We start from the raw sequence: 22,284 nt of genomic DNA, 5'->3' as shown, positions 1-22,284 counted from the left end.
GAACCGCCCAAAGAGAATTGGACAAACCGATGCGCTGCCGGGACCGCTGGCAGGCCGATCGTTTGCCGGTCGAGAAAAAGAAGTAAACCGCTATTATGCCAGCCGTCCCGTGCCTGCGGGCCGCGTGAACCGTTCAGACCACACGGACCTGTCACGCAGACGGCCGGGCGCAAGGGCCGTCGACCCGCACCGTTCCGGTCGAACGGGCCGGTTCGCCGCCGTCGGCACGGCCCGGCGGCATCGCGCCGGGCCCGCCCCTGCTCACTTTCGCGCGCCGCGCAACTCGGTCACCGCGGCCTGCAGCGCCTCGGGCGTCGCGACCGGGGCCGGGATCGGCTCGCCGACCGCGAGCGTCAGCCGGCTCATCGCGCCGCGCTTGATGGGTCGCGGCATGCGCGCATCGGCATGACGGGAGAAATAGCTGCCCCACAGCCCGCGCAACGCCATCGGAATCACGGGCGCCGGCGTACGGCCCAGGATTTCGGTGATGCCGTGGTGGAACATGTTGATGTCCCCCGTCTTGGTCAGCTTGCCTTCCGGGAAGATGCACACGAGTTCGCCATCCTTCAGCGCGGCCTCGCACGCGTCGTACGCGCGTGCGAGCATGTCGGGATCCTCATGGCGCGGCGCGATCGGAATCGCCTTCGCATGCCGGAACACCCAGCTCGCGAAGCGTGTCTTGAATATCCGGTGATCCATCACGAACCGGATCGGCCGCGGGCTCGCCGCCGCCAGCACGAGCGCGTCGACGTAGCTCACGTGGTTGCATACGAGCACGGCCGCGCCCTCTTCCGGGATCCGCTCCGCATGCACGAGGCGAATCCGGTAGAACGTGTGCACCAGCACCCACGCGACGAAGCGCAGCAGGAACTCCGGAACGAGCAGGTAGATGTACGTCGCGACCACGACGTTCAGCAGCGCGGTGACGAGGAACAGGCCCGGGATGTCGACGCCGGCCTTGGTCAGCCCCATCGCCATCAGGGCCGACAGGATCATGAACAGCGCGTTCAGGATGTTGTTCGCGGCGATGATCCGCGCACGATGGGTCGGCGCGCTGCGACTCTGGATCAACGCATACAGCGGCACGCTGTAGAAGCCGCCGAACATCGCGAGCAGGAACAGGTCGGCCAGGATGCGCCAGTGGCGCGCACCGGCCAGGAATTCCCCGACCGACAGCAAATGCCCGGGCGACGGCAGCGAGTGGCTGGCGAAATACAGCTCGATCGCGAACACGCTGATGCCGATCGAGCCGAGCGGCACGAGGCCGATCTCGACGCGCCGCTGCGACAGCCGCTCGCACAGCAGCGAGCCGAGGCCGATCCCGACCGAGAACGTCGCGAGCAGGACCGTGACGACATCGGGGCTCGCGGACAGCACGTCTTTCGCGAAATTGAAGAATGACGTCAGGAACGTCGCGCCGACGAACCACAGCCACGAGATGCCGAGCAGGCTCAGAAACACGGTGCGATTCTGTCGCGCGAGCCCGAGGTTGCGCCACGTCTCGCTGAACGGGTTCCAGTTGATCACGAGATCGGGCTGCGGCGCCGGCGTCGGCGGCACGCGCTGCGCGACGAGCCGCCCCGCGAGCGCGATGACGACGACGCTGACGGCGAGCACGCGCTCACCGCTGCCTTCGATGCCCGCGGCCGCACCGCCGATGATCGTCCCGATCAGGATCGCGATGAACGTGCCCATCTCGACGAGACCATTGCCGCCGACCAGTTCGTGGTCGCCGAGATGCTGCGGCAGGTACGAATACTTGACGGGGCCGAACAGCGTCGAGTGCATCCCCATCATGAACGTGCACAGGTACAGCAGCGTCGCGCTGTGCATGACGAAGCCGGCCGCGCCGACCAACATCAGCACGATCTCGAAAGTCTTCACGAAGCGCGTGAGCGTCGCCTTGTCGTATTTGTCGGCGATCTGGCCGGAGGTGGCCGAAAACAGCACGAACGGCAGAATGAAGATCGCGGAAATCAGGAATGCGGCCGTCTTCGCGTCGACGCCCGAGAACCGCGCGGTGTGATAGGTGACGAGCGATGTGAATCCGATCTTGAACACGTTGTCGTTCAGCGCCCCGAGGAACTGGGTCGTGAAGAACGGCGCGAAACGGCGCTGGCGCAACAGGTCGAACTGCGACGCGTGGGCGCGCCGTTCGCCGCGCGACGCGGAAGAGACTTGCGTGTGATCGCTCATGCGGAATACGCGCGCATCGTCTAGGCGAAGCTGCGCGGGCCTTGTATGGTTGTCGAAAAAACGGCGGCGCAGGCTGAACCTGCGCCGCCGTGCGCCGAGTGGCAGCGCCCGCGCGTCATGGCACAGGGCGCGACGTGCTTCACGGCTTCTGCGCTTCGGCTTCCGATTCCGGCCAGTCGCGGATGTACGCCTTCAGCATCCGGTTCTCGAAGCTTTGCGCCTCGACGACCGTCTTCGCGACGTCGTAGAACGAGATGACGCCCATCAGGACCTTCTTGTCGAGCACCGGCATGTAGCGCGCGTGGCGCTCGAGCATCATCCGGCGCACTTCGTTGACATCGGTTTCCGGCGTGCACGTGAGCGGCTCGTCCATCACCTTGCGCACCTGCACGTCGCCGATCGCGCCGCCGTTCACGTGGAGGCGCAGGATGATCTCGCGGAACGTCAGCATCCCGACGAGATCGCCGTACTCCATCACGACGAGCGAACCGATATCGTGTTCGGCCATCGTATCGACCGCTTCGCGCAGCGGCTTATCGGGCGTCACCGTAAACAGCGTGTTGCCCTTCACTTTCAGAATATCGCTGACGCGCATCGTAGTCCCCTCATGCTTGAATGCAAATCCGCTTTCGATCCTATCGGAAAGCCTGTCAAAAGGAAAGCGCGGGCCCGCGCGGCGCGGCCGCCCCCGCTTGCGGACGCGGGCCGCCCGCCGCACAATGACTCCATCGACAGCGGCCCGAGGAGACGGCCATGGCGCATACGCATACGGAGCAATTCGCCAGCTTCGCTGATTTCTACCCGTACTATCTGAACGAGCACCAGAACCTCACGTCGCGGCGGCTGCACTTCATCGGCTCGCTCGGCGTGATCGGCTGCGTCGCGATGGCGATCGCGACGGGCCACTGGCCGTGGCTGCCGGCGGCGGTCGTGTGCGGCTACGGATTCGCGTGGGTCGGACACTTCTTCTTCGAGAAGAACCGCCCCGCCACGTTCCGGCACCCGATCTACAGCCTGATGGGCGACTGGGTGATGTTCAAGGACATCTGCACCGGGAAGATCCCGCTGTAACGCCCGCCCGGCGGCGCGTCACGCCGTTTTCGGCGGCCGCGCGTGCGGGTCGGGCGCCGCGCCGGGCACGGACCCCGGCACGGTCTCCGCCGGCTGCACGCCGGCGAGCCGGTGCTCGGCGATCAGCGACGCAAGCGATACGTCGAACCGGTCGTTCGACAGCACCTCCAGCAATGCCGCACCTTCGACGTGGCTGCGGCGTCGCTGCAGCTGGTAGGTCAGTTCCGTGCGGTCGATCACCAACACGTCGAACAGCTGCGCCAGCGTCAGTTGCTCCGGATTCGCCAGCAGGATGTAGTGCGGCGCGGGTTCGCCGCTTTCCAGCCGCGCGATCCATTCCCGCTCCTCCATCGTCAGCAGCAGCCGCTGCGCGGTTTCCATGTCGCAGCGCAACATGGTCGCGAGCCGCATCGCGGTATAGCCCGCCTTGCCGACCGCGCGCGCCTCGGCCAGTCGCGCGAGCAATTCGAGCGCGTCGAGCAGATCGCTGCCCGGATAGTGGATGCGATGGAACTGGCCGACGCGAATCGCCGGCAGCGCGGACGCCACCATCGCGCCGAGCAGCGCGATGAACCAGCTCAGGTACACCCACAGCAGGAACACCGGCAGCGCCGCGAACGCACCGTAGACGGCCGTATAGGTCGGAATGCGCCGCACGTAATAGCCGAAGCCGCGCTTCGCGAGCTCGAACGCGATGGCCGCGAACAGCCCGCCGATCACCGCGTCGCGCCATGCGACCGTGCAGTTCGGCAGGTACACGTACAGCAACGTGAACGCGAGCACGGTCAGCGGCAGCGACACGAACGCGAGCAGCCATTCGACGATCGACGTCGACGGCCCGGCGCCGGTGAACGCCAGCGACTGCGTGAATAGGTACGACGAGATCGACAGGCTCACGCCGAACAGCAAGGGGCCAAGCGTGATCAGCGCCCAGTACGCGAGCACGCGCTGCGCGAACGGCCGCGGCTTGCGCACCCGCCAGATCAGGTTGAACGCGGACTCGATCGTCATCATCGTCATCACCGACGTGACGACGAGCACGATCAGGCCGGCCGTCGTCAGCCCCTTGGCCTTCGACGCGAACTGGTTCAGGTACTTGAAGATCTGGACGTTGAACTGCGCGGGCATCAGGTGATCCGCGAGGAACCCCTGCAGCGAGATCTGAAACGATGCGAACATCGGGAACGCGGTGAACAGCGCGAACGCGACCGTCACGAGCGGCACGAGTGCCAGCATCGTCGTGAACGTGAGGCTGCCCGCCACTTGCGGGATGCGATCCTCGGCGCTACGCCGGGCCGCGAACTGCGCGAGGCGCTTGAGGGTGTCGAGATCGACGCTCAACTTCGGCAAACGGCTTCTCCTTCTCGATGGCGCGTGCGCGACGGCGCGCCGCCGCCGCGCTGCGCGACGACTTCAGCCCCTATAATAGCCGCTCGATCCAGCAGGGGCCGACTGCACCGGGCATGCGCGCGGCCGCACGCGGCCCCGTCGCCCATGAAAGACATTCTCGTCCTCTATTACAGCCGCCACGGCGCCACGCGCGATCTCGCGCTAGCTATCGCGAACGGCATCGACAGCGTGCCCGGCATGCAGGCCCGCATCCGCACCGTGCCGCCCGTCTCGACTGTCTGCGAAGCCACCGCCCCCGACATCCCCGACGACGGCCCGCCCTATGCGGAACTCCGCGACCTCGAGGAATGCGCGGGCCTCGCGCTCGGCTCGCCGACCCGCTTCGGCAACATGGCCGCCTCGCTCAAGTATTTCCTCGACGGCACGACCCCGCAATGGCTGTCAGGCGCGCTGACCGGCAAGCCGGCCTGCGTGTTCACGTCGACCGGCAGCCTGCACGGCGGCCAGGAATCGACGCTGCTGTCGATGATGCTGCCGCTGCTGCATCACGGGATGATGATCGTCGGGATCCCGTACACGGAAGCCGCGCTCAGCACGACGCGCACCGGCGGCACGCCGTACGGCGCATCGCACGTGTCGCAGCACGATCGCAGCGCGCCCGAAGGGCTGTCGGCCGACGAAAAAGCGCTCGCGGCCGCGCTCGGCGCGCGGCTCGCCCGCGCGGCGTCGGCCCTGTCCGCCGCCCAGGCGGCCGAAGCCGCATGAATGCGCCCGCCCGCCCCGCCGTCGCCGCCCGGCCGCGCTACGCGCTGGCCGCGGCCGCGTGCCTCGTCGCACTGATCGCGCTGTCGCTCGCGTGGGAACTGTGGCTCGCGCCGCTGCGCCCGGGCGGCTCGGCGCTGATGCTCAAGGCCGTGCCGCTCGCGCTCGCGCTGCCCGGCGTCTGGCGGCGTAACATCTATACGATGCAGTGGGCGAGCATGCTGATCCTCGTCTATTTCGCCGAAGGCATCGTGCGCGGCATGTCCGACCGCGGGTTGTCCGCGACGCTCGGCTGGTGCGAGACCGCGCTCGCCGTCGGCTTCTTCGTGGCAGCGCTTGCATACGTCGCGCCGTTCAAGCGCGCGGCGAAGCGGCAGCGCGCCGCGTCCTGACCCTTACGCGACCGAACGTGATGAATTCTTCCGAAGCCTTCGTTTCCGCCTGCCGCGACGCGATCGGCGCCACCTACGTTCTGACCGATCCGCACGACACCGAGCCGTTCCTGATCGACTGGCGCCGCCGCTACCAAGGCCGCGCGTGCGCGGTGCTGAAACCGGCCGATACGGCCGAAGTCGCCGCGCTCGTCCGGCTCGCGAACACGCATGGCGTCGCGCTCGTGCCGCAGGGCGGCAACACGGGCCTCGCCGGCGGCGCAACGCCTGACGCGAGCGGCGACCAGGCCGTGCTGAGCCTCGCGCGCCTGAACCGCGTGCGCGCGCTCGATCCGCACAACAACACGATCACGGTCGAAGCCGGCGTGATCCTCGCCGACGTGCAGGCGCGCGCCCGCGAAGGCGGCCGGCTGTTCGCGCTGAGCCTCGCCGCCGAAGGCAGCTGCACGATCGGCGGCAACCTGTCGACCAACGCGGGCGGCACTGCGGTGCTGCGCTATGGCAACGCGCGCGAGCTGTGCCTCGGGCTCGAGATCGTGACGCCGCAGGGTGAGACCTGGGACGGCCTGCGCGGCTTGCGCAAGGACAACACGGGCTACGACCTGCGCGATTTGTTCATCGGTGCGGAGGGCACGCTCGGGATCATCACGGCCGCCGTGATGAAGCTGCATCCGCTGCCGGCCGCGCAGGTCACCGCGCTGGCCGCGCTCGAGTCGCCGCACGCGGCGCTCGACTTCCTCGCGCTCGCGCAGCGCGCGGCCGGCCCGCTGTTGACCGGCTTCGAGCTGATGTCCGACTTCTGCATGCAGCTCGTCGGCAAGCATTATCCGCAACTGCGCTATCCGTTCGACCGCACGCATGCGCAGACGGTGCTGCTCGAACTGTCGGACAACGAAAGCGAAACGCACGCCCGCGCGCTGTTCGAAAAGCTGATGGAAGAGGCGTTCGAGGCCGGGCTCGTGGTCGACGCGGTGGTCGCGGAAAATCTCGCGCAGTCGCGCGCGTTCTGGGATCTGCGCGAACACATCCCGCTCGCGCAGGCCGACGAGGGACTGAACATCAAGCACGACATCGCGGTGCCGATCTCGTCGATCGCGCGCTTCATCGACGAAACCGACGCGGCAATCCAGCAGGCCGCGCCCGGCGCACGGATGGTCACGTTCGGCCACCTCGGTGACGGCAACCTGCACTACAACGTGCAGACGCCCGAAGGCGGCGATGCGAAGGCGTTCCTCGCGGAATTCCAGAAGCCGATCAATCGCATCGTCTACGACAACGTGCACCGCCACCACGGCACGATCAGCGCGGAGCACGGGATCGGCCAGTTGAAGATCGACGACGCGCAGCGCTACAAGTCGCCGGTCGAAACGGCACTCATGCGCACGCTGAAGAACGCGCTCGACCCACGCGGGCTGATGAATCCCGGCAAGGTCCTGCGCTGAAGCCCCCAACCCGGAGCGATGTCCATGAGAGTTCGCGTCCTTTCCGACCTGCATCTCGAAAGCAACCAGCCCGACACGATCGCGCATGCCGACGCGGATCTCGTCGTGCTGGCCGGCGACATCCACAATCACGCGGAAGGCCTGCGCTGGGCCGCCGAAACGTTCGACACGGACGTGCCGGTGATCTACGTGCCGGGCAACCACGAGTACTACGACGGGGAATTCGGTGCGCTCGAAACCGCGATGCGCGACGCCGCGCAGGCGATCGACAACGTGCATTACCTGAACAACGGCGTGTACGTCGATCCGGCGCAGCGCTTCCGCGTGCTGGGTACGACGCTGTGGTCCGATTTCTCGCTGTTCGGCGCCGACGAGACGAGCATCGCACGCGCGATCGATGCCGGCATGCGTGTGATGCTCGATTTCAAGGGCTTGATCCAGGTGACGTGGCCGCACGATGCGGCACTGCATGCGGCGGTGGCGCCGGAGCGGGATTTCACGCCGGCCGACGCGATCGCGCTGCACCGGCAAGGCCGTGCGTGGCTGGAAGCACGGCTCGCGACGCCGTTCGACGGCCGCACGATCGTCGTCACCCATCATGCGCCGCACCTGCGTTCGCTGGCCGAGCGTTACGCGGAAGACCTCGCATCTGCGGGATTCGTCACGGACATGGCTGAACTCGTGCGGCCGCCCGTGGACCTGTGGATCCACGGCCACACGCATACATCATTCGATTACGTGACCGACAGCGGCACGCGCGTGGTGTGCAACCCGCGCGGCTATATCCACCGGCGCACCGGCGAACTGGAAAATCCCGCGTTTGCGTGGGACAGAGTGGTCGAACTCGGCTGAGCGCCCGGCCGTCGGGGCGCGTGATGCGGCCCTTCCCGATCCGAAAGGCCGCCCGATCAGCGATCGGCGCGGCGCGATCCGTTCGACGACGGGCGCACCCGCACCGGCACCGGCTTCATCCGTGCCTTCATCGCGCGCAGCAGATCGCGCGTCGCCGCGGCGGCAGCAGCCGCACCAAGCAGAACTCCAAGGCCGATCATCAGTTGCGTATCCATTGCGACTCCGGGTATGGGCAGATCCAAATCTCTCTGATTTGAACAGTATCAAACTGTCCGCCGTCCGAGGGTAAAAAAATGTTGCGCGAAGGACAAATCTCGTCAGATCGGGGTCGACCGCGCGCTCATGTCGCAGCCGTGAACTGCGCGAGCGCGGCTTCGTCGGCTTCGAGCGTGGCCGGCAACTCGTCGCGCAAAAAATCGACCCAGGTGCGGATTTTCGCGTCGAGGTACTGGCGCGACGGATACAGCGCGTAAATGTTCATCACGTGCGACCGGTATTCGGGCATCACGCGCACGATGTGCCCGCTGCGCAGCCCGCCGATCGCCGAATAGAGCGGCAACCCGCCGATCCCCATCCCTTCCCGCACGGCCACCGCGAGCGCCTCTGCGACGTTCACGCGGAACGGCGGCGCCGTGATCGGAATCACCTCGTCGCCGCGCGGCCCCGACAGCGACCACTCGTCGAAGTGAAATCCCGGCGCGACCATCCCGAGACAGACGTGATGCTCGAGATCCGCGGGAGTCCGCGGCACGCCGTGCGCGTCGACATAGCCGGGCGACGCGCACACGACGCTGTAGCTCTCGCCGAGCCGCTGCGACACGAGCCCCGAATCGGGCAGGTCGCGGCCGACGACGATCGCGACGTCGTACCCCTCGTCGAGCAGGTCGGGCATCCGCTGCGCGAGCGTCAGTTCGACGTGCACGTCCGGATAGCGCTGCCGATAGCGCGCGATGGCCGGCACCAGGTAGTGCTGCCCGAGGCTCGTGAAGCAATGGACCTTCAGCTTGCCCGACGGGCGCGCGTGCGCGTCGCCCGCTTCGGCCTCGGCCTGGTCGACGTACGCGAGGATCTGCTCGCAGCGCTGCAGGTAGCGCTCGCCTGCCTCGGTCAGCGCGATCCGGCGTGTCGTCCGGTTCAGGAGGCGCGTGCGCAGATGCGCCTCGAGATCCGACACGGCGCGCGACGCGTAGGCAGTAGTCGAATTCATCTGCTGGGCGGCCGCGGTAAAGCTTCCCGCGTCGACCACGCGGACGAATACCCGCATGTTTTGTAGCGTATCCATCGCATTACCCGTTTGAATCCGGATGGATTGTTGCACAGGGTCGAACAAATATTATCTCAGGATTCGTAAAAATGACTTGCATCCTTGTCCATTTATTCAGGAATCACTGAAAAATATAATCGCATCCGACTCATCTATATCCGAAAGGGAGAAAATCGTGCGGTCTCCGGCAACAAAAGGGACGCTGGCACTGGCGGTTCTTGCAGTCTCATTAATAATGGCCGGGTGCGCGAGCATGGGCGACAACAAGCCGCAGTCCGCCCGCATCGAAGCGAACACGCTCGATGCCGGTGCCGCCATCCGCGCGGCGAACCGCGACGCGGGCTGGCCCGCGTCCGACTGGTGGCGCGCTTACCGCGACCCGCAGCTCGACGCGTGGATCGCCGCCGCGCAGGCCGGCAACCCGACCCTCGCGGCCGCCGAGGCCCGCGTTCGCGAAGCGCAGGCGATGGCACGCGTGGCCCGTTCGGCGGAATTGCCGCAGATCAACGGCAACCTGTCGCTGATGCGCCAGCACTGGCCCGATAACGTCTACTACGGCCCGGGGCCGCTCGCCAACACCGACACGTGGAACAACACCGGCACGCTCGGCCTGTCGTACCACCTCGACCTGTGGGGCAAGGACAAGAACGCGACCGAGCGCGCGCTCGACACCGCGCATGCGACCGCAGCCGACGCACGGGCGGCGAAGCTCGAGCTCGAGGTCAACGTCGTACGCGCGTATGTCGGCATGTCGATGAACTACGCGCTGCTCGACCTCGCGCACGAAACGTTCGAACGCCAGCGCTCACTGGCCGATCTCGCGCGCAAGCGCCTGCAGGCGGGCCTCGGCACGCAGCTCGAAGTCAGCCAGGCCGAATCGACGCTGCCCGACTACGAGCGCCAGATCGACAGCTATGAAGAAGCGATCCAGCTCGCGCGCCACCAGCTCGCCGCGCTCGCGGGCAAGGGCCCGGGCGCCGGCGATGCGATCAAGCGGCCGAGCCTGACGCTCGACGCGCCGGCCGGCTTGCCGTCCGCCATGCCGGCCGACCTGCTCGGCCGCCGCCCGGACGTCGTCGCGGCCCGCTGGATGGTCGACGCGCAGGCACGGGGCATCGATGTCGCGAAAGCCGCGTTCTACCCGAACATCGATCTGCTCGCGACGGTCGGCGGCTTCGGCGTGACCGCGCCGTTCGCCGACTTCCTGCGGGCGATGAACGGCGGCTGGACCGCCGGCCCCGCGCTGTCGCTGCCGATCTTCGAAGGCGGCCGCCTGCGCGCGCAACTCGGTGCAGCCGACGCCGGCTACGACCAGGCGGTCGAGCGCTACAACCAGACGGTCGTCGGCGCGCTCAAGGACATCGCCGACCAGGTCGTGCGGATCCGCTCGCTCGATACGCAGAAGAAGGACGCCGCGCGCTCGGTCGCCGCCAACGACCGCAGCTACCAGCTGTCGCGCGAAGGCTTCCGCCGCGGGCTAACCGATTACGTGAACGTGCTGGTCGCGCAACAGCAGCTGCTGCGCGCGCAGGAGACGGCGGCCCGCATTGACGCCGAGCGCCTCGCCGCGCACGCGCAGCTGATGGCCGCGCTCGGCGGCGGCGTCGAGACGGAAACAGACGTTCAGGGCGGCCATCCGCCGCATGACGAATCCGCCGCGAGTGCCGCGTCGGCCGCACGGTAACGCGGAGCAACCGTCATGTCCGCCTCCTCCCACGCTTCCACGCACGCCGCCGGCCCGCTCGCGGCCTGGTCCGCCGCGTTCGGCGACTGGGCCCGCAGCGACGGCGCCGCGTGGCTCTATCTGTTCAAGGCACTGCTCGCCGCGTTCATCGCGACCGGCGTGTCGATGCGGCTCGACCTGCCGGCGCCGAAGACGGCGATGACCACGGTGTTCATCGTGATGCAGCCGCAAAGCGGCGCGGTGCTCGCGAAGAGCTTCTACCGGGTCGCCGGCACGATCTTCGGGCTGATCGCGACGCTCACGTTCGTCGGGTTGTTCCCGCAGCAGCCGCAGCTGTTCCTGCTGGCCGTCGCGCTGTGGGTCGCCCTGTGCACGGCCGGCGCCGCGCGCAACCGCAACTTCCGCAGCTACGGCTTCCTGCTCGCCGGTTACACGACCGCGCTGATCGGGCTGCCGGCATCGCAACATCCGGACGGCGCGTTCATGAGCGCGATGACGCGGGTCGCCGAGATCATGGTCGGGATCGTGTCCGCAGGCGTCGTCAGCGCGCTGGTGTTTCCGCAGTACACCGGCGAGCAGATGCGCACGACCGTGCGCAAGCGCTTCAGCAGCTTCGTCGACTACGTCGCGGCGGCGCTGTCGGGCCAGCTCGACCGCGCGCACATCGAAACCATCCATGCGCGCTTCGTCGCGGATGTGGTCGGCTTCGAAGCGGCGCGCAGCATGGCCGTGTTCGAGGATCCGGACACGCGGATGCGCAGCGGCCGCCTCGCGCGACTGAACAGCGAGTTCATGAGCGTATCGAGCCGCTTCCACGCACTGCACCAGTTGATGAACCGGTTGCGCGCGGCCGGCGCGCAGGCCGCGATCGATGCGATCGAGCCGTACTTCCGCGAAATCGCACCACTTCTGACGCGCAATGGCGAACCGGTACGCTCGTCGGCCGACGCCGCGCTCGCGGCTGAACAGCTGCTCGCGTGGCGCGACGCGCTGCCGCGCCGCATCCGCGTGACGCGCGCCGCGCTCGAGACGCAACCGGATTTTCCACTGCTCGACTTCGACACGGCCACCGAGCTGCTGTACCGCTTCATCACGGACCTGCACGAATACGCGGCGACCTATGCGTCGCTGTCGACCCCGACGCACGAGCGCGAACGCTGGATCGAGCGCTACGAACCGCGCACCAACGTGACGGCGATGGTGATCGCGGCGATTCGGACCGCGACCGTGATCCTGGTGCTCGGCTGGTTCTGGATCGAAACCGCGTGGCCGAGCGGCGTGACGATGACGCTGACGGCCGCGGCCACCTGCGCGCTCGCGTCGTCGACGCCGCGCCCGACCGCGATGTCCGCCCAGATGGGCATGGGTACCGCGCTGGCCGTATGCACGGGCTTCCTGCTGACATTCGGCATCTACCCGCACATCGACGGCTTCCCGCTGCTGTGCGCGGCCCTCGCGCCGCTGCTCGCGATCGGCATCTTCATGACGTTGAAGCCGAAGCTCGCGGGCTACGGGATGGGCTACCTGATCTTCTTCAGCTTCCTCGCCGGCCCCGACAACATCACGCACTACGACCCGATGAGCTTCATGAACGACGCGCTCGCGCTGGTGCTGTCGATGCTGGTCTCGGCGATCGCGTTCGCGGTGCTGTTTCCGCCGACCGCGCCGTGGCTCAAGAAGCGGCTGTTCGCCGACCTGCGCCACCAGGTGGTCGCCGCGTGCCACGCACGTCTGGCCGGACTGCGCACGCGCTTCGAGAGCGGCGCGCGCGACCTGATGTTCCAGGCGCACACGCTATCGGCCGACCAGCCCGACGTGCAGCGCGACGCGCTGCGCTGGATGTTCGCGGTGCTGGAGACGGGCAATGCGGCGCTCGACCTGCGCACCGAACTGGCGATGCTGCCGTCCGACCCGCGCTATGCGCCGACCACGCCGTGGCGACGCGCGATCGAGACGATGCGCACCGCGCTGTCCGCGCTGTTCCGCAAGCCGAACGCAGCGCGCTTCGACGCGACGCTCGACGCGGTCAACGCCGCGATCGACGCGACCCGGCAGACGCTCGATGCGTTCACGCCGTCGCGCGAGGAGCGTCATCGGCTGCAGCGCATCCTGAGTCATCTGCATTTCGTACGCACGGCGCTGCTCGATCCGGAATCGCCCCTCGAGCCGCTCAACCGCAATCGCCCCGTGCGTCCCCAACAAGGAGCCTCGTCATGATGCCGCGTGAAATCGCCATTCTCGATGCCTACATGCCCACGGTGGTCCTGATGTTCGTCCTGGGCGCGCTGGCGACCTGGGCCGTCGACCGCCTGCTTGCCTACACGGGCCTCTACCGTCTCGTCTGGCACCCGTCGCTGTTCCGTGCGTGCCTTCTCGTCTGCATTTGCGGCGGACTGAGTCTTGCCGTTTACCGTTGATTCCGAACCATCATGATTCTCAGAAAACTCTTCGGCTTCGTCGCGACCGCCGTCATCCTTCTCGTCGCGATCCTGATCGGGCGCTCGCTGTGGGTGCACTACATGGACGATCCCTGGACGCGCGACGGGCGCGTCCGTGCCGAGATCGTCAACGTCGCACCGGACGTGTCGGGCGCGATCGTCGAGCTGCCGGTGCATGACAACCAGCTCGTGAAAAAGGGCGACCTGATCATGCAGATCGACCCGTCGCACTATCAGATCGCGGTCGAGCAGGCGCAGGCGGCCGTCGCCGCCCGCCGCGCGGAATTGCAGATGCGCCGCGACGACGCGGCCCGTCGTGCCGACCTCGACGCGCTCGTCGTGTCGAAGGAAAACCGCGAGAACGCGGCGCACAGCGCATCGAGCGCCGACGCGCAGTACCAGCAGGCAATCGCCGCGCTCGATGCCGCGAAGCTCAATCTCGAACGCACGCGCGTGGTCGCGCCGGTCGACGGCTACATCACGAACCTGCAGACGTTCAAGGGCAACTACGCGGTGGCCGGCCAGGCGAAGCTCGCGATCGTCGACAGCCATTCGTTCTGGGTCTACGGCTACTTCGAGGAAACCAAGCTGCCGCGCGTGAAGGTCGGCGCACCGGCCGAGATGCGGCTGATGAGCGGCGGCGTGATGAAGGGCCATGTCGAGAGCATCTCGCGCGGCATCTACGATCGCGACAACCCGCAAAGCCGCGACCTCGTCGCGGACGTGAACCCGACCTTCAACTGGGTGCGCCTCGCGCAGCGCGTGCCGGTGCGCATCCGCATCGACGAAGTGCCGGCCGACGTGGTGCTGTCGGCGGGCACGACCTGCACGGTCATCATCGATCCGGACAAGCAGAAGAAGTCGTGACGGCACTCCGGCCGGGCGCCACCGCACCCGGCCGCGTCACTCCCAGAAGAACCGGTAAGGCAGGAACGGCGACGGGCCGAGCCCGTATTCGCCGAGCATGTTGCGCATTCGCATCGCGAAGCCGACGGCGCCGATCAGGGCCAGCGCAACGATGACGTGCCGGCGCCGGATCCCCGGCACGTGCTGTATCGGCACGAACTGACAGCCCATCGCGAACAGCACGAGCCACTGGAAGCGCAGCCCCGCATAGCTGACCCGCGCGAGCGCGAAGCTCGCGATCTCGCAGACGAACAGGAACACGAGCGTGCGCGGCATGCGCGCCAGCAGCACCCAGCCGGCAGCGAGCGTCAGCATCGCAAGGCCGAGCGGTGCGCCGCCCGATGTCTGCGCGGGCGGCGTGAACGCCGCATACAGGCCGACCTTCGCGAGCAGCGCGTCGTGATGCATCGCGAACAGCACGCCGCCGATCGCGACTGCCAGCCCCGCATAGCGCAGCAGGCGCAACCGTCGGATCTGCAGCAGCACGACAAGCAGCGCCGCCGACACGTGCATGCTGGTCGCCGCGGCAGCGAACGCGAGCGACGCGCCGTGCCGCCTGCGCGCCCACGCGTCCGAAGCAAGCTTCGCGACACAGAACGCGACGCCGTAGCGCACGCCGCTCATCGCCATGTCGTAGAAGAACAGCGGAAAGATCAGCGTGGCGAACACACATGCGTCCTCGGCGCTCCGGCCGAACGCGGCCACGCAGGCGACGACGACCAGCAGCGACAGGATCGCCATCGCGATGTGCGGATCGTGCCCGAGCCACTCGAGCGCGCGCACGAGCCAGACGAAGCCCGGTTCGAGCGTGCGCGGCACGACCTTCAGGTTGCCGCTCCAGATGCCGGTAATGATGTCGTGGTAGATCGCCGTGTCGGTGCCCGTCCGGCCCCGCAGCACGGCGAACGCGGCGGCCGGCGCGATGCCCGCCGCGAGCCATCGCCACGCGGCCGTGCGCATGCGCACTCCGATCGCGGCGGACGCGAGCATCCACACGTATCCCGTCAGGTAAATCGTCATCGTCATTGTTACGACCCGCTCGGCGTGCGGTCGCCCCGGAGTCGGTGCGACCGCACGCCGAGCGGATCTGGCCCCCAGCTATGTGGAGGCGCATTGTAAGGGATTGCGTGCGGGCCGACTGCACGGACTGTCACCGATCGACAGCAGCCCGCCAGCCTGCGCGTCGCCCACGGACGGCTCGCGACGGTGTGGGACGAAGCGACGCTCAGGCCGCGATGCGAAAGCGTCCGACCAGCGACTTGAGGGCCTGCGCCTGCTCGTCGAGCGCGTTCGCTGCTGCGGCTGCCTGTTCGACGAGCGCCGCGTTCTGCTGCGTGCCCGCATCCATCTGCGTGACGGCGCGGCCGATCTCGTCGATTCCCGCGCTCTGCTCGTCCGACGCCGCGGAGATCTCGCCGATGATGTCGGTCACGCGCTTGACCGCCCGCACCACGTCGTTCATCGTGCGGCCCGCATCGTGCGCGAGCGCCGCGCCGTTCGCGACGCGCTCGACCGACGCGCCGATCAGCGCACGGATCTCCTTCGCCGCGGTCGCCGCGCGCTGCGCGAGCAGCCGCACCTCGCCCGCGACCACCGAAAAACCGCGTCCCTGCTCACCCGCGCGCGCCGCCTCGACCGCGGCGTTCAACGCGAGAATGTTGGTCTGGAACGCGATCCCCTCGATCGTGCCGATGATGTCGCGAATGTTCTTCGCGCTGTCGTCGATCTCGCTCATCGTCGCGACCACGCGCCCGACGACTTCGCCGCCCGCCTCCGCGACGGCCGACGCATTGGCCGCGAGCGTGCTCGCTTGCCGCGCGTTCTCGGCATTCTGCCGCACCGTCGACGTGAGTTCCTCCATGCTGGCCGCGGTGCGCTCCAGCGCGACGGCCTGCTGCTCGGTGCGCCGCGACAGGTCGAGGTTACCGGTCGAGATCTCGCCGGACGCGGCCGCGATCGCCTCGGCGCTGACGGCGATCTCGCCGACGGTCGCCGCGAGCCCGGTCTGCATGTCGGACAGCGCGCGCACCATGCTGTCGCGGTCGTGCCGGCCGAGCGGTATCGGCCGTGTGAGGTCGCCCCGCGCGATGTCGGCGGCGATCGCCTTCGCCTCCGCGGGCTCGCCGCCGAGCTGCGACGCGAGGCGGCGCACGACCCCTTCGGCAATCGCGATCGCCAGCACGATCAGCGCGGCCGTCATCGCCGCGATCATCGCGAACGACGACGAGAAGATCGTTGCGGACGCATCGAGCGTCGCCTTCGACTTCGCGCCGCGCGTCTTCACCAGCATCGCGACGAGCTTCTCGAGCTTGCCGGTCTCGACCAGCAGCGACACGTCCTGCGTGCCGACTTGCCAGTTCATCTGCGACAGGTCGAGCGGCTGCGCCTGCACGAGCGCGACGAAATCGCGCAGATGGCCGCTCCACGTGCCGACCGCCATCGAGAACGCGCGCAGTCGCGCGGAATCGTCCGCATCGGACGGATCCGCGTATCGCTGCAGCGTCGCGAGCGCCTGGCCGATCGACGCGAGCCCCGCGCCAACCTCGGCGCCCAGGTCGTCGCGCTCCTTCGCGGTGGTCGCGGTCAGCAGCATCTTCTGCGCGCGGCTCGCGCGCAGCACCTCGGCGCGCACCTCCTCCGCCGCCCGGCTCGCGACGTGCCCCTGCTCATAGACCGACGCAATCGACGCGTTCAGCCGGCTGATCTGCCACAACGAAAACACGCCGATCGCGAGCGTGCCGGCCAGCAGGATCGCGAAGGCCGCGCGCAACGTCGCCTTGACCGTCCACGACCGGCGTTCGCGCCGGGCTGAGCGCGCGCGCCATGCGGCGGGCCTGGCGGCTGCGTCGGATGTGGCGGCGGCCGCAACCGGCCGCGGATGCAATGAAGCTGCTTTCATCGATATTTCCCCGTATTGATCATGCCGCCGGAAAGGTCGGTTCCGGCGGCCGGCATTGCCGCGATGGCCCGCCATGCCGCGCGCCCTGCGCTCGCCCGGCTCGTGGCCGGTGCCGCACGTGGCGCACTCGTGATGTCGCTGCGTCGTTCTACGGCCGCCATCGGCGCGCCTTGAGTCCGGGCAAACACCGATCCGGTCCCGCGCGGCCCGATGAAAGGCGGACCCGCCGCAGCGTCGCAGCGTTATACCTGGCCAAAAAACGCGTCATGGCCGAATCGTCACAGCAATGTCCGAATCGCGACAAAACTTGTCCTGACATTCTCGATGCGCCACATTAGACTTCTTTGACGCAACAACGATTCGAACGCGCCGATCCCCATCAGAGCGCGTCCCGCCACCTCAACTCGCTCAGCTCACATGGAAACCAGCCTCGATACGGGCGCCGGCGCAACAGCCGCAGCCCAGCCGTCTGCCCCACCCGCTCCGCGTACCGTTTACCCCGTGCTCGGCGCGATCAGCTTCTCGCACATGCTCAACGACATGATCCAGTCGTTGATCCTCGCGATCTATCCGATGCTCAAGAGCCAGTTCGCGCTGTCGTTCGCGCAGATCGGCCTGATCACGCTGACCTACCAGATCACCGCGTCGCTGCTGCAGCCGCTTGTCGGCCTGTACACGGACAAGCGGCCGAAACCGTATTCGCTGCCGGTCGGGATGGGCTTCACCCTCGCGGGGCTGCTGCTGATGTCGGCCGCGCAGAACTTCCCGACGCTGCTGGCGGCGGCGGCGCTGGTCGGCTGCGGCTCATCGGTGTTCCATCCGGAATCGTCGCGCGTCGCGCGGATGGCATCGGGCGGCCAGCACGGGCTCGCGCAGTCGCTGTTCCAGGTCGGCGGCAACGCAGGTTCGGCACTCGGGCCGCTGCTCGCCGCGCTGGTGATCATTCCGCACGGCCAGCACAGCATTGCGTGGTTCTCGGCGGCCGCGCTCGTCGCGATGGTCGTCCTCACGCAGATCGGCCACTGGTACAAGAAGCATCCGTCGATGAAGAAGAAGGCCGCGGCGGCCGGCCATCCGACGCTGTCGCAGGGCCGCGTGCTCGCCGCGATCGGCGTGCTGGTGCTGCTGGTCTTCTCGAAGTACTTCTACCTCGCAAGCATCAACAGCTATTTCACGTTCTACCTGATCGACAAGTTCCACCTGTCGGTGCAGGCCGCGCAGATCCACCTGTTCGTGTTCCTCGCGGCGGTCGCGGCCGGCACGCTGATCGGCGGCCCGGTTGGCGACCGGATCGGCCGCAAGTACGTGATCTGGGTGTCGATCCTCGGTGTCGCGCCGTTCACGCTGCTGCTGCCGTACGCGAACCTGTTCTGGACAAGCGTGCTGAGCGTGATCATCGGCGTCGTGCTGGCGTCGGCGTTCGCCGCGATCCTCGTCTATGCGACGGAGCTGATGCCCGGCAAGGTCGGGATGGTCGCGGGCCTGTTCTTCGGCTTCGCGTTCGGCCTGGGCGGCGTGGGTGCCGCCGTGCTCGGCCAGCTCGCGGACGCGACGAGCATCACGTTCGTCTACAAGGTGTGCTCGTTCCTGCCGCTGATCGGCGTGCTGACGGTGTTCCTGCCGAACCTCGAAAGCAGCCGGCGCAAGAAGACGTGACGAACCGGCCGATTCGAAGGGACAGTGCGACGGCGGCTTCAGGCCGCCGTCGTCGCATGCAGCGAAAGGAAACGCTTGAGGATGCCGGACGAATAGCTGCTCGCGATCGCCGACAGGAAATGCGAGAACGACTGCGTCGCGTGATCGTCGGCCGTATCGGAGATCGTGCGCACGATGGCGAACGGCACGTCGTGCTCGGCGCACACCTGCGCGATCGCCGCACCTTCCATCTCGACCGCGAGCGCGTCCGGCAGCGCGTCGCGCAGCGCGACGACTTCCCGCTCGCTCGACACGAAGCGGTCGCCGCTGATGATCAGCCCGCCGTGCAACGTCGCACCCGCCAGCCCGAAACGCTCGGCGAACCGCGCGCCCTCCTCGGCGACGAACAGCGTGCACGCGGCCTTCAGACGAGCCGTCAGCGCCGCATCGGTCGCGAACCGCGTGATGCCGAGCAGCGGCACCTCGTAGCGCGGAAACAGCGGCGACGCGTCGAGATCGTGCTGCAGCAGCAGATCGGCGACGACGACGTCGCCGACGCGTACCGTGCGCGACACGCCACCGGCGACGCCGGTGAATACGATGCCGGACACGCCGAACACATGAATCAGTGCGCTGACCGTCGCGGCGGCCGCAACCTTGCCGACCCGCGCGAGCGTGACGACGCAGGCCGCGCCGTGCACGGTGCCGACGTGATAATCGCGGCGACCGAGCGTGATCGTCTTCATCACGCCTTCGGCACGCATCGCGGCGATCAGGTCGCCGAGTTCCTCGGGCAGCGCTGCCAGAATGCCGAGCGGGCGCGTCGAAACCGTTTCAGTCATGGCGATGGTCATCATTCCACCGCCTGCAGTTTCGCGACCGCCAGCGCGAGCCACTTCTCGCCGTGCCGTTTGAACTTCACCTGCGCCTTCGCATCGGCGCCGTTGCCTTCGAGCGCAGTGACCGTCCCCTCGCCGAACTTGGTATGGAATACCTGCTGGCCGATGCGGAAGCCGGTGTCGGCCGCGCGCTGCTTGTTCGCGAACGCCGGCAGCGGCGCGGAGACCGCCGCGTCGACGACCTGCTCGCGACTGCCGCCGCCCGGCCGCGCGAACCAGTCGCGCCCCCAGCCGGCGTTGTCCGAGCGGCCGCCCCAGCGCGAACCCGCCTCGACCTTCGGCGTGAGCCACTTCAGCACGTGCTCCGGCAATTCGTCGAAAAAGCGCGAGCGCACGTTGTATCGCGTCTGGCCGTGCAGCATCCGGCTCTGCGCGAACGACAGGTAGAGCCGCTCCTTCGCGCGCGTGATCGCAACATACATCAGCCGCCGCTCTTCCTCGAGACCATCCGATTCGAGCACGCTGTTCTCGTGCGGGAACAGCCCTTCCTCGAGGCCGGTGATGAACACAGCCGAGAATTCGAGACCCTTCGCCGCGTGCACCGTCATCAGCTGCACCGCGTCCTGGCCGGCCTGCGCCTGGTTGTCGCCGGCCTCCAGCGACGCGTGCGACAGGAAGCCCGCGAGCGGCGTCATCGTGTCGGGGTTCTGCGCGGGGTCGCCGAGCGGCGCCGGATCGAGCACCTCGACTGTCGGATCGTCCACGTCCACGCCAAGCTCCGGCGCCGCGATCGCGCCCGCGCGCAGCGGAATCGAGCGGGCCGGCGCATCGAGCCCGTAGCCTTCCTCGCTCACGAACGCGGTGGCCGCGTTCACGAGTTCCTGCAAGTTCTCGAGGCGGTCCTGGCCTTCACGCTCGCCCTGGTAGAAATCGGCGAGGCCACTCGCGCGCACGACGTATTCGACCATTTCCGGCAGGCTCATCTGCTGCGTCTCGGCGCGCATCTTCGCGACGAGGTTCGCGAACGCGCCGAGGCTCGTGCCGGCCTTGCCGGTGACGTACGGGATCGCCGCGGCCATCGAGCAGTCGTACAGGCGCGCGGCGTCCGCGAGCTGCTCGATCGAGCGCGCGCCGATCCCGCGCGTCGGGAAATTCACGACGCGCACGAACGCGGTGTCGTCGTTCGGGTTGTCGATCAGGCGCAGGTACGCGAGCGCGTGCTTCACTTCCTGGCGCTCGAAGAAGCGCAGGCCGCCGTACACGCGATACGGGATGCCCGACGTCATCAGCGTGTGCTCGATCGCACGCGACTGCGCATTGCTGCGATACAGGACGGCCACCTCGCTGCGCGACATCCCGGTGTTGATCAGCGAGCGGATCTCCTCGACGATCCAGCCGGCTTCCTGCGCATCGGTGCTCGCCTCGTACACGCGCACGGGCTCGCCATGGCCGGCGTCGGTGCGCAGGTTCTTGCCGAGGCGATGCGAGTTGTTCGAGATCAGCTGGTTCGCCGCGTCGAGGATGTTGCCGTGCGACCGGTAGTTCTGCTCGAGCTTGATCAGGTTGCGCACGCGGAATTCGTCTTCGAAGTCGCGCATGTTGCCGACGTTCGCACCGCGGAACGCGTAGATAGACTGGTCGTCGTCGCCGACAGCGAAGATCGCGTTCTCGCCGCCCGCGAGCATCTTGAGCCACGCGTACTGCAGCTTGTTGGTGTCCTGGAACTCGTCGACGAGAATATGCTTGAAGCGCGCCTGGTAGTGCGCGCGCAGCGGCGCGTTGTACGCGAGCAGCTCGTAGCAGCGCAGCAGCAGTTCGGGGAAGTCGACGACACCCTCGCGCTGGCACTGCTGGTCGTACGCCTGGTAGAGCTCGACGAACTTGCGGTTGAAGTTGTCGGACGCGTCGACCTTGTCGGGACGCAGCCCCTGCTCCTTCGCGTTGTTGATGAAGTACTGGACGTTCTTCGGCGGATATTTTTCGTCGTCGACATTCGCCGCCTTCATCAGCCGCTTGATCGCGGACAACTGGTCGGCCGTGTCGAGGATCTGGAAGGTCTGCGGCAGGCCGGCGTCGCGCCAGTGCGTGCGCAGCATCCGGTTGCACAGCCCGTGGAACGTGCCGATCCACATGCCGCGCGTGTCGATCGGCATCATCGCCGACAGCCGCGCCATCATTTCGCGCGCGGCCTTGTTCGTGAAGGTGACGGCAAGCACGGTGGCCGGCGACGCGTAGCCCTGCTGAATCAGCCACGCGATGCGCGTGATCAGCACGCGGGTCTTGCCGCTGCCCGCCCCCGCGAGGATCAGCGCCGGTTCGTTCGGCAGCGTGACGGCGGCGTATTGTTCAGGGTTCAGATTGGCGAGCAGATCGGGCATGGAGCGGCAGCGGACGTGCGAGAAAAGTGCGGACCCGCCATTATAAGTCGGCCGCGCGATGCCGTTTTCGATCCGTTCCGCCGCATGCCGTCGCCCGCGTTGCGGCGCCCCTGCGACCTGCCCGCGCGGCCAAGCGATGGCTGGCCGATGTGCATCCATTTATAATTGTCAGATTC

Annotated in this window: 19 protein-coding genes; 10 read left to right on the top strand and 9 right to left on the bottom strand. The window is 67.7% G+C overall.

All coding sequences use genetic code 11. The features are described from left to right. Positions 1-261: 261 nt before the first annotated feature. Together DIE08_RS23005 and DIE08_RS23000 are read right to left on the bottom strand one after the other, a co-directional pair. Positions 262-2,196: an MFS transporter gene (locus tag DIE08_RS23005; protein WP_124903738.1), complete on the bottom strand. Its 1,935-nt coding sequence runs from the start codon at positions 2,194-2,196 to the stop codon at positions 262-264. 139 nt (positions 2,197-2,335) lie between these two features. Next, the gene (locus DIE08_RS23000) at positions 2,336-2,791 is read right to left on the bottom strand and encodes a CBS domain-containing protein (RefSeq protein ID WP_044846066.1); all 456 of its coding nucleotides are present in this window, start codon (positions 2,789-2,791) and stop codon (positions 2,336-2,338) included. A gap of 158 nt (positions 2,792-2,949) precedes the next feature. On the opposite strand from DIE08_RS23000, the gene DIE08_RS22995 reads away from it, so the two are divergent. Further along, entirely contained in the window at positions 2,950-3,267 is a 318-nt protein-coding gene (locus DIE08_RS22995; protein ID WP_044846067.1) for an Mpo1-like protein, read from the top strand. Positions 3,268-3,285: 18 nt separating this feature from the next. Here the strand turns inward: DIE08_RS22995 and DIE08_RS22990 are convergent, their stop codons facing one another. Beyond that, the gene (locus DIE08_RS22990; RefSeq protein WP_124903736.1) at positions 3,286-4,617 is read right to left on the bottom strand and encodes a YihY family inner membrane protein; all 1,332 of its coding nucleotides are present in this window, start codon (positions 4,615-4,617) and stop codon (positions 3,286-3,288) included. A gap of 144 nt (positions 4,618-4,761) precedes the next feature. Here DIE08_RS22990 and wrbA point away from each other — a divergent pair, with 144 nt between their 5' ends. The 4 genes from wrbA to DIE08_RS22970 are packed head-to-tail and all read left to right on the top strand — an operon-like array spanning position 4,762 to position 8,065. Further along, positions 4,762-5,382: an NAD(P)H:quinone oxidoreductase gene (gene wrbA / locus DIE08_RS22985; protein ID WP_059606576.1), complete on the top strand. Its 621-nt coding sequence runs from the start codon at positions 4,762-4,764 to the stop codon at positions 5,380-5,382. Further along, positions 5,379-5,771, top strand: coding sequence for a DUF2069 domain-containing protein (locus tag DIE08_RS22980; RefSeq protein ID WP_059545112.1), 393 nt, complete (start codon positions 5,379-5,381; stop codon positions 5,769-5,771). The genes wrbA and DIE08_RS22980 overlap by 4 nt, the downstream gene beginning before the upstream one ends. A gap of 20 nt (positions 5,772-5,791) precedes the next feature. Beyond that, a complete protein-coding gene (locus tag DIE08_RS22975) occupies positions 5,792-7,213 on the top strand; it encodes an FAD-binding oxidoreductase (RefSeq protein ID WP_124903750.1) in 1,422 nt (473 codons plus the stop codon). Positions 7,214-7,237: 24 nt separating this feature from the next. Further along, entirely contained in the window at positions 7,238-8,065 is an 828-nt protein-coding gene (locus DIE08_RS22970) for a metallophosphoesterase (protein WP_124903734.1), read from the top strand. A 56-nt stretch (positions 8,066-8,121) separates the two neighbouring features. On the opposite strand, the gene DIE08_RS35725 is transcribed toward DIE08_RS22970, so the two are convergent. Together DIE08_RS35725 and DIE08_RS22965 are read right to left on the bottom strand one after the other, a co-directional pair. Beyond that, entirely contained in the window at positions 8,122-8,280 is a 159-nt protein-coding gene (locus DIE08_RS35725; protein ID WP_170296438.1) for a hypothetical protein, read from the bottom strand. A gap of 125 nt (positions 8,281-8,405) precedes the next feature. After that, complete coding sequence (locus DIE08_RS22965) at positions 8,406-9,347, bottom strand: LysR family transcriptional regulator (RefSeq protein WP_059606568.1); 942 nt, start codon at positions 9,345-9,347, stop codon at positions 8,406-8,408. 157 nt (positions 9,348-9,504) lie between these two features. Between DIE08_RS22965 and DIE08_RS22960 the strand changes: the two genes are divergently transcribed. From DIE08_RS22960 to DIE08_RS22945, 4 genes are read left to right on the top strand one after another with little or no spacing between them, the layout of a single operon-like run. Then, positions 9,505-11,013 carry an efflux transporter outer membrane subunit gene (locus tag DIE08_RS22960; RefSeq protein WP_226114085.1) on the top strand — a complete coding sequence of 503 codons (1,509 nt, stop codon included), beginning with the start codon at positions 9,505-9,507 and terminating at the stop codon, positions 11,011-11,013. Between the two features lie 15 nt (positions 11,014-11,028). Then, positions 11,029-13,230, top strand: coding sequence for an FUSC family protein (locus DIE08_RS22955; RefSeq protein WP_124903732.1), 2,202 nt, complete (start codon positions 11,029-11,031; stop codon positions 13,228-13,230). Then, positions 13,227-13,430 (top strand): DUF1656 domain-containing protein, encoded by a 204-nt coding sequence (locus tag DIE08_RS22950; RefSeq protein WP_011351756.1) that lies wholly within the window; start codon positions 13,227-13,229, stop codon positions 13,428-13,430. Before DIE08_RS22955 ends, DIE08_RS22950 begins: the two co-directional genes overlap by 4 nt. Positions 13,431-13,442: 12 nt before the next feature. Next, the gene (locus DIE08_RS22945) at positions 13,443-14,318 is read left to right on the top strand and encodes an HlyD family secretion protein (RefSeq protein WP_047900486.1); all 876 of its coding nucleotides are present in this window, start codon (positions 13,443-13,445) and stop codon (positions 14,316-14,318) included. Positions 14,319-14,354: 36 nt separating this feature from the next. On the opposite strand, the gene DIE08_RS22940 is transcribed toward DIE08_RS22945, so the two are convergent. Then, a complete protein-coding gene (locus DIE08_RS22940) occupies positions 14,355-15,383 on the bottom strand; it encodes an EpsG family protein (protein ID WP_124903730.1) in 1,029 nt (342 codons plus the stop codon). 199 nt (positions 15,384-15,582) lie between these two features. Then, positions 15,583-17,256 (bottom strand): methyl-accepting chemotaxis protein, encoded by a 1,674-nt coding sequence (locus tag DIE08_RS22935; RefSeq protein WP_124903728.1) that lies wholly within the window; start codon positions 17,254-17,256, stop codon positions 15,583-15,585. Positions 17,257-17,673: 417 nt separating this feature from the next. Here DIE08_RS22935 and DIE08_RS22930 point away from each other — a divergent pair, with 417 nt between their 5' ends. Continuing rightward, positions 17,674-18,912, top strand: coding sequence for an MFS transporter (locus tag DIE08_RS22930; protein ID WP_059606563.1), 1,239 nt, complete (start codon positions 17,674-17,676; stop codon positions 18,910-18,912). A gap of 38 nt (positions 18,913-18,950) precedes the next feature. On the opposite strand, the gene DIE08_RS22925 is transcribed toward DIE08_RS22930, so the two are convergent. Together DIE08_RS22925 and DIE08_RS22920 are read right to left on the bottom strand one after the other, a co-directional pair. After that, positions 18,951-19,748 carry a 5'-methylthioadenosine/adenosylhomocysteine nucleosidase gene (locus DIE08_RS22925; protein WP_124903726.1) on the bottom strand — a complete coding sequence of 266 codons (798 nt, stop codon included), beginning with the start codon at positions 19,746-19,748 and terminating at the stop codon, positions 18,951-18,953. Beyond that, positions 19,745-22,108 (bottom strand): UvrD-helicase domain-containing protein, encoded by a 2,364-nt coding sequence (locus DIE08_RS22920; RefSeq protein ID WP_124903724.1) that lies wholly within the window; start codon positions 22,106-22,108, stop codon positions 19,745-19,747. The genes DIE08_RS22925 and DIE08_RS22920 overlap by 4 nt, the downstream gene beginning before the upstream one ends. Between the last annotated feature and the right edge of the window lie 176 nt (positions 22,109-22,284).

It is taken from the genome of Burkholderia sp. Bp9004 (genome assembly GCF_003858025.1).
GTDB classification, from domain to species: Bacteria; Pseudomonadota; Gammaproteobacteria; order Burkholderiales; family Burkholderiaceae; genus Burkholderia; species Burkholderia diffusa.
Note: the sequence above shows the minus strand (reverse complement) of the source record. Positions and strands in the feature narration are given on the sequence as shown.

What these genes read in the sequence shown, in the direction of transcription:
- DIE08_RS23005 (WP_124903738.1), bottom strand. Translation starts at nt 2,196, where the DNA reads ATGAGCGATCACACGCAAGTCTCTTCCGCGTCGCGCGGCGAACGGCGC.
- DIE08_RS23000 (WP_044846066.1), bottom strand. Translation starts at nt 2,791, where the DNA reads ATGCGCGTCAGCGATATTCTGAAAGTGAAGGGCAACACGCTGTTTACG.
- DIE08_RS22995 (WP_044846067.1), top strand. Translation starts at nt 2,950, where the DNA reads ATGGCGCATACGCATACGGAGCAATTCGCCAGCTTCGCTGATTTCTAC.
- wrbA (WP_059606576.1), top strand. Translation starts at nt 4,762, where the DNA reads ATGAAAGACATTCTCGTCCTCTATTACAGCCGCCACGGCGCCACGCGC.
- DIE08_RS22980 (WP_059545112.1), top strand. Translation starts at nt 5,379, where the DNA reads ATGAATGCGCCCGCCCGCCCCGCCGTCGCCGCCCGGCCGCGCTACGCG.
- DIE08_RS22975 (WP_124903750.1), top strand. Translation starts at nt 5,792, where the DNA reads ATGAATTCTTCCGAAGCCTTCGTTTCCGCCTGCCGCGACGCGATCGGC.
- DIE08_RS22970 (WP_124903734.1), top strand. Translation starts at nt 7,238, where the DNA reads ATGAGAGTTCGCGTCCTTTCCGACCTGCATCTCGAAAGCAACCAGCCC.
- DIE08_RS35725 (WP_170296438.1), bottom strand. Translation starts at nt 8,280, where the DNA reads ATGGATACGCAACTGATGATCGGCCTTGGAGTTCTGCTTGGTGCGGCT.
- DIE08_RS22965 (WP_059606568.1), bottom strand. Translation starts at nt 9,347, where the DNA reads ATGGATACGCTACAAAACATGCGGGTATTCGTCCGCGTGGTCGACGCG.
- DIE08_RS22955 (WP_124903732.1), top strand. Translation starts at nt 11,029, where the DNA reads ATGTCCGCCTCCTCCCACGCTTCCACGCACGCCGCCGGCCCGCTCGCG.
- DIE08_RS22950 (WP_011351756.1), top strand. Translation starts at nt 13,227, where the DNA reads ATGATGCCGCGTGAAATCGCCATTCTCGATGCCTACATGCCCACGGTG.
- DIE08_RS22945 (WP_047900486.1), top strand. Translation starts at nt 13,443, where the DNA reads ATGATTCTCAGAAAACTCTTCGGCTTCGTCGCGACCGCCGTCATCCTT.
- DIE08_RS22940 (WP_124903730.1), bottom strand. Translation starts at nt 15,383, where the DNA reads ATGACGATGACGATTTACCTGACGGGATACGTGTGGATGCTCGCGTCC.
- DIE08_RS22935 (WP_124903728.1), bottom strand. Translation starts at nt 17,256, where the DNA reads ATGAAAGCAGCTTCATTGCATCCGCGGCCGGTTGCGGCCGCCGCCACA.
- DIE08_RS22930 (WP_059606563.1), top strand. Translation starts at nt 17,674, where the DNA reads ATGGAAACCAGCCTCGATACGGGCGCCGGCGCAACAGCCGCAGCCCAG.
- DIE08_RS22925 (WP_124903726.1), bottom strand. Translation starts at nt 19,748, where the DNA reads ATGATGACCATCGCCATGACTGAAACGGTTTCGACGCGCCCGCTCGGC.
- DIE08_RS22920 (WP_124903724.1), bottom strand. Translation starts at nt 22,108, where the DNA reads ATGCCCGATCTGCTCGCCAATCTGAACCCTGAACAATACGCCGCCGTC.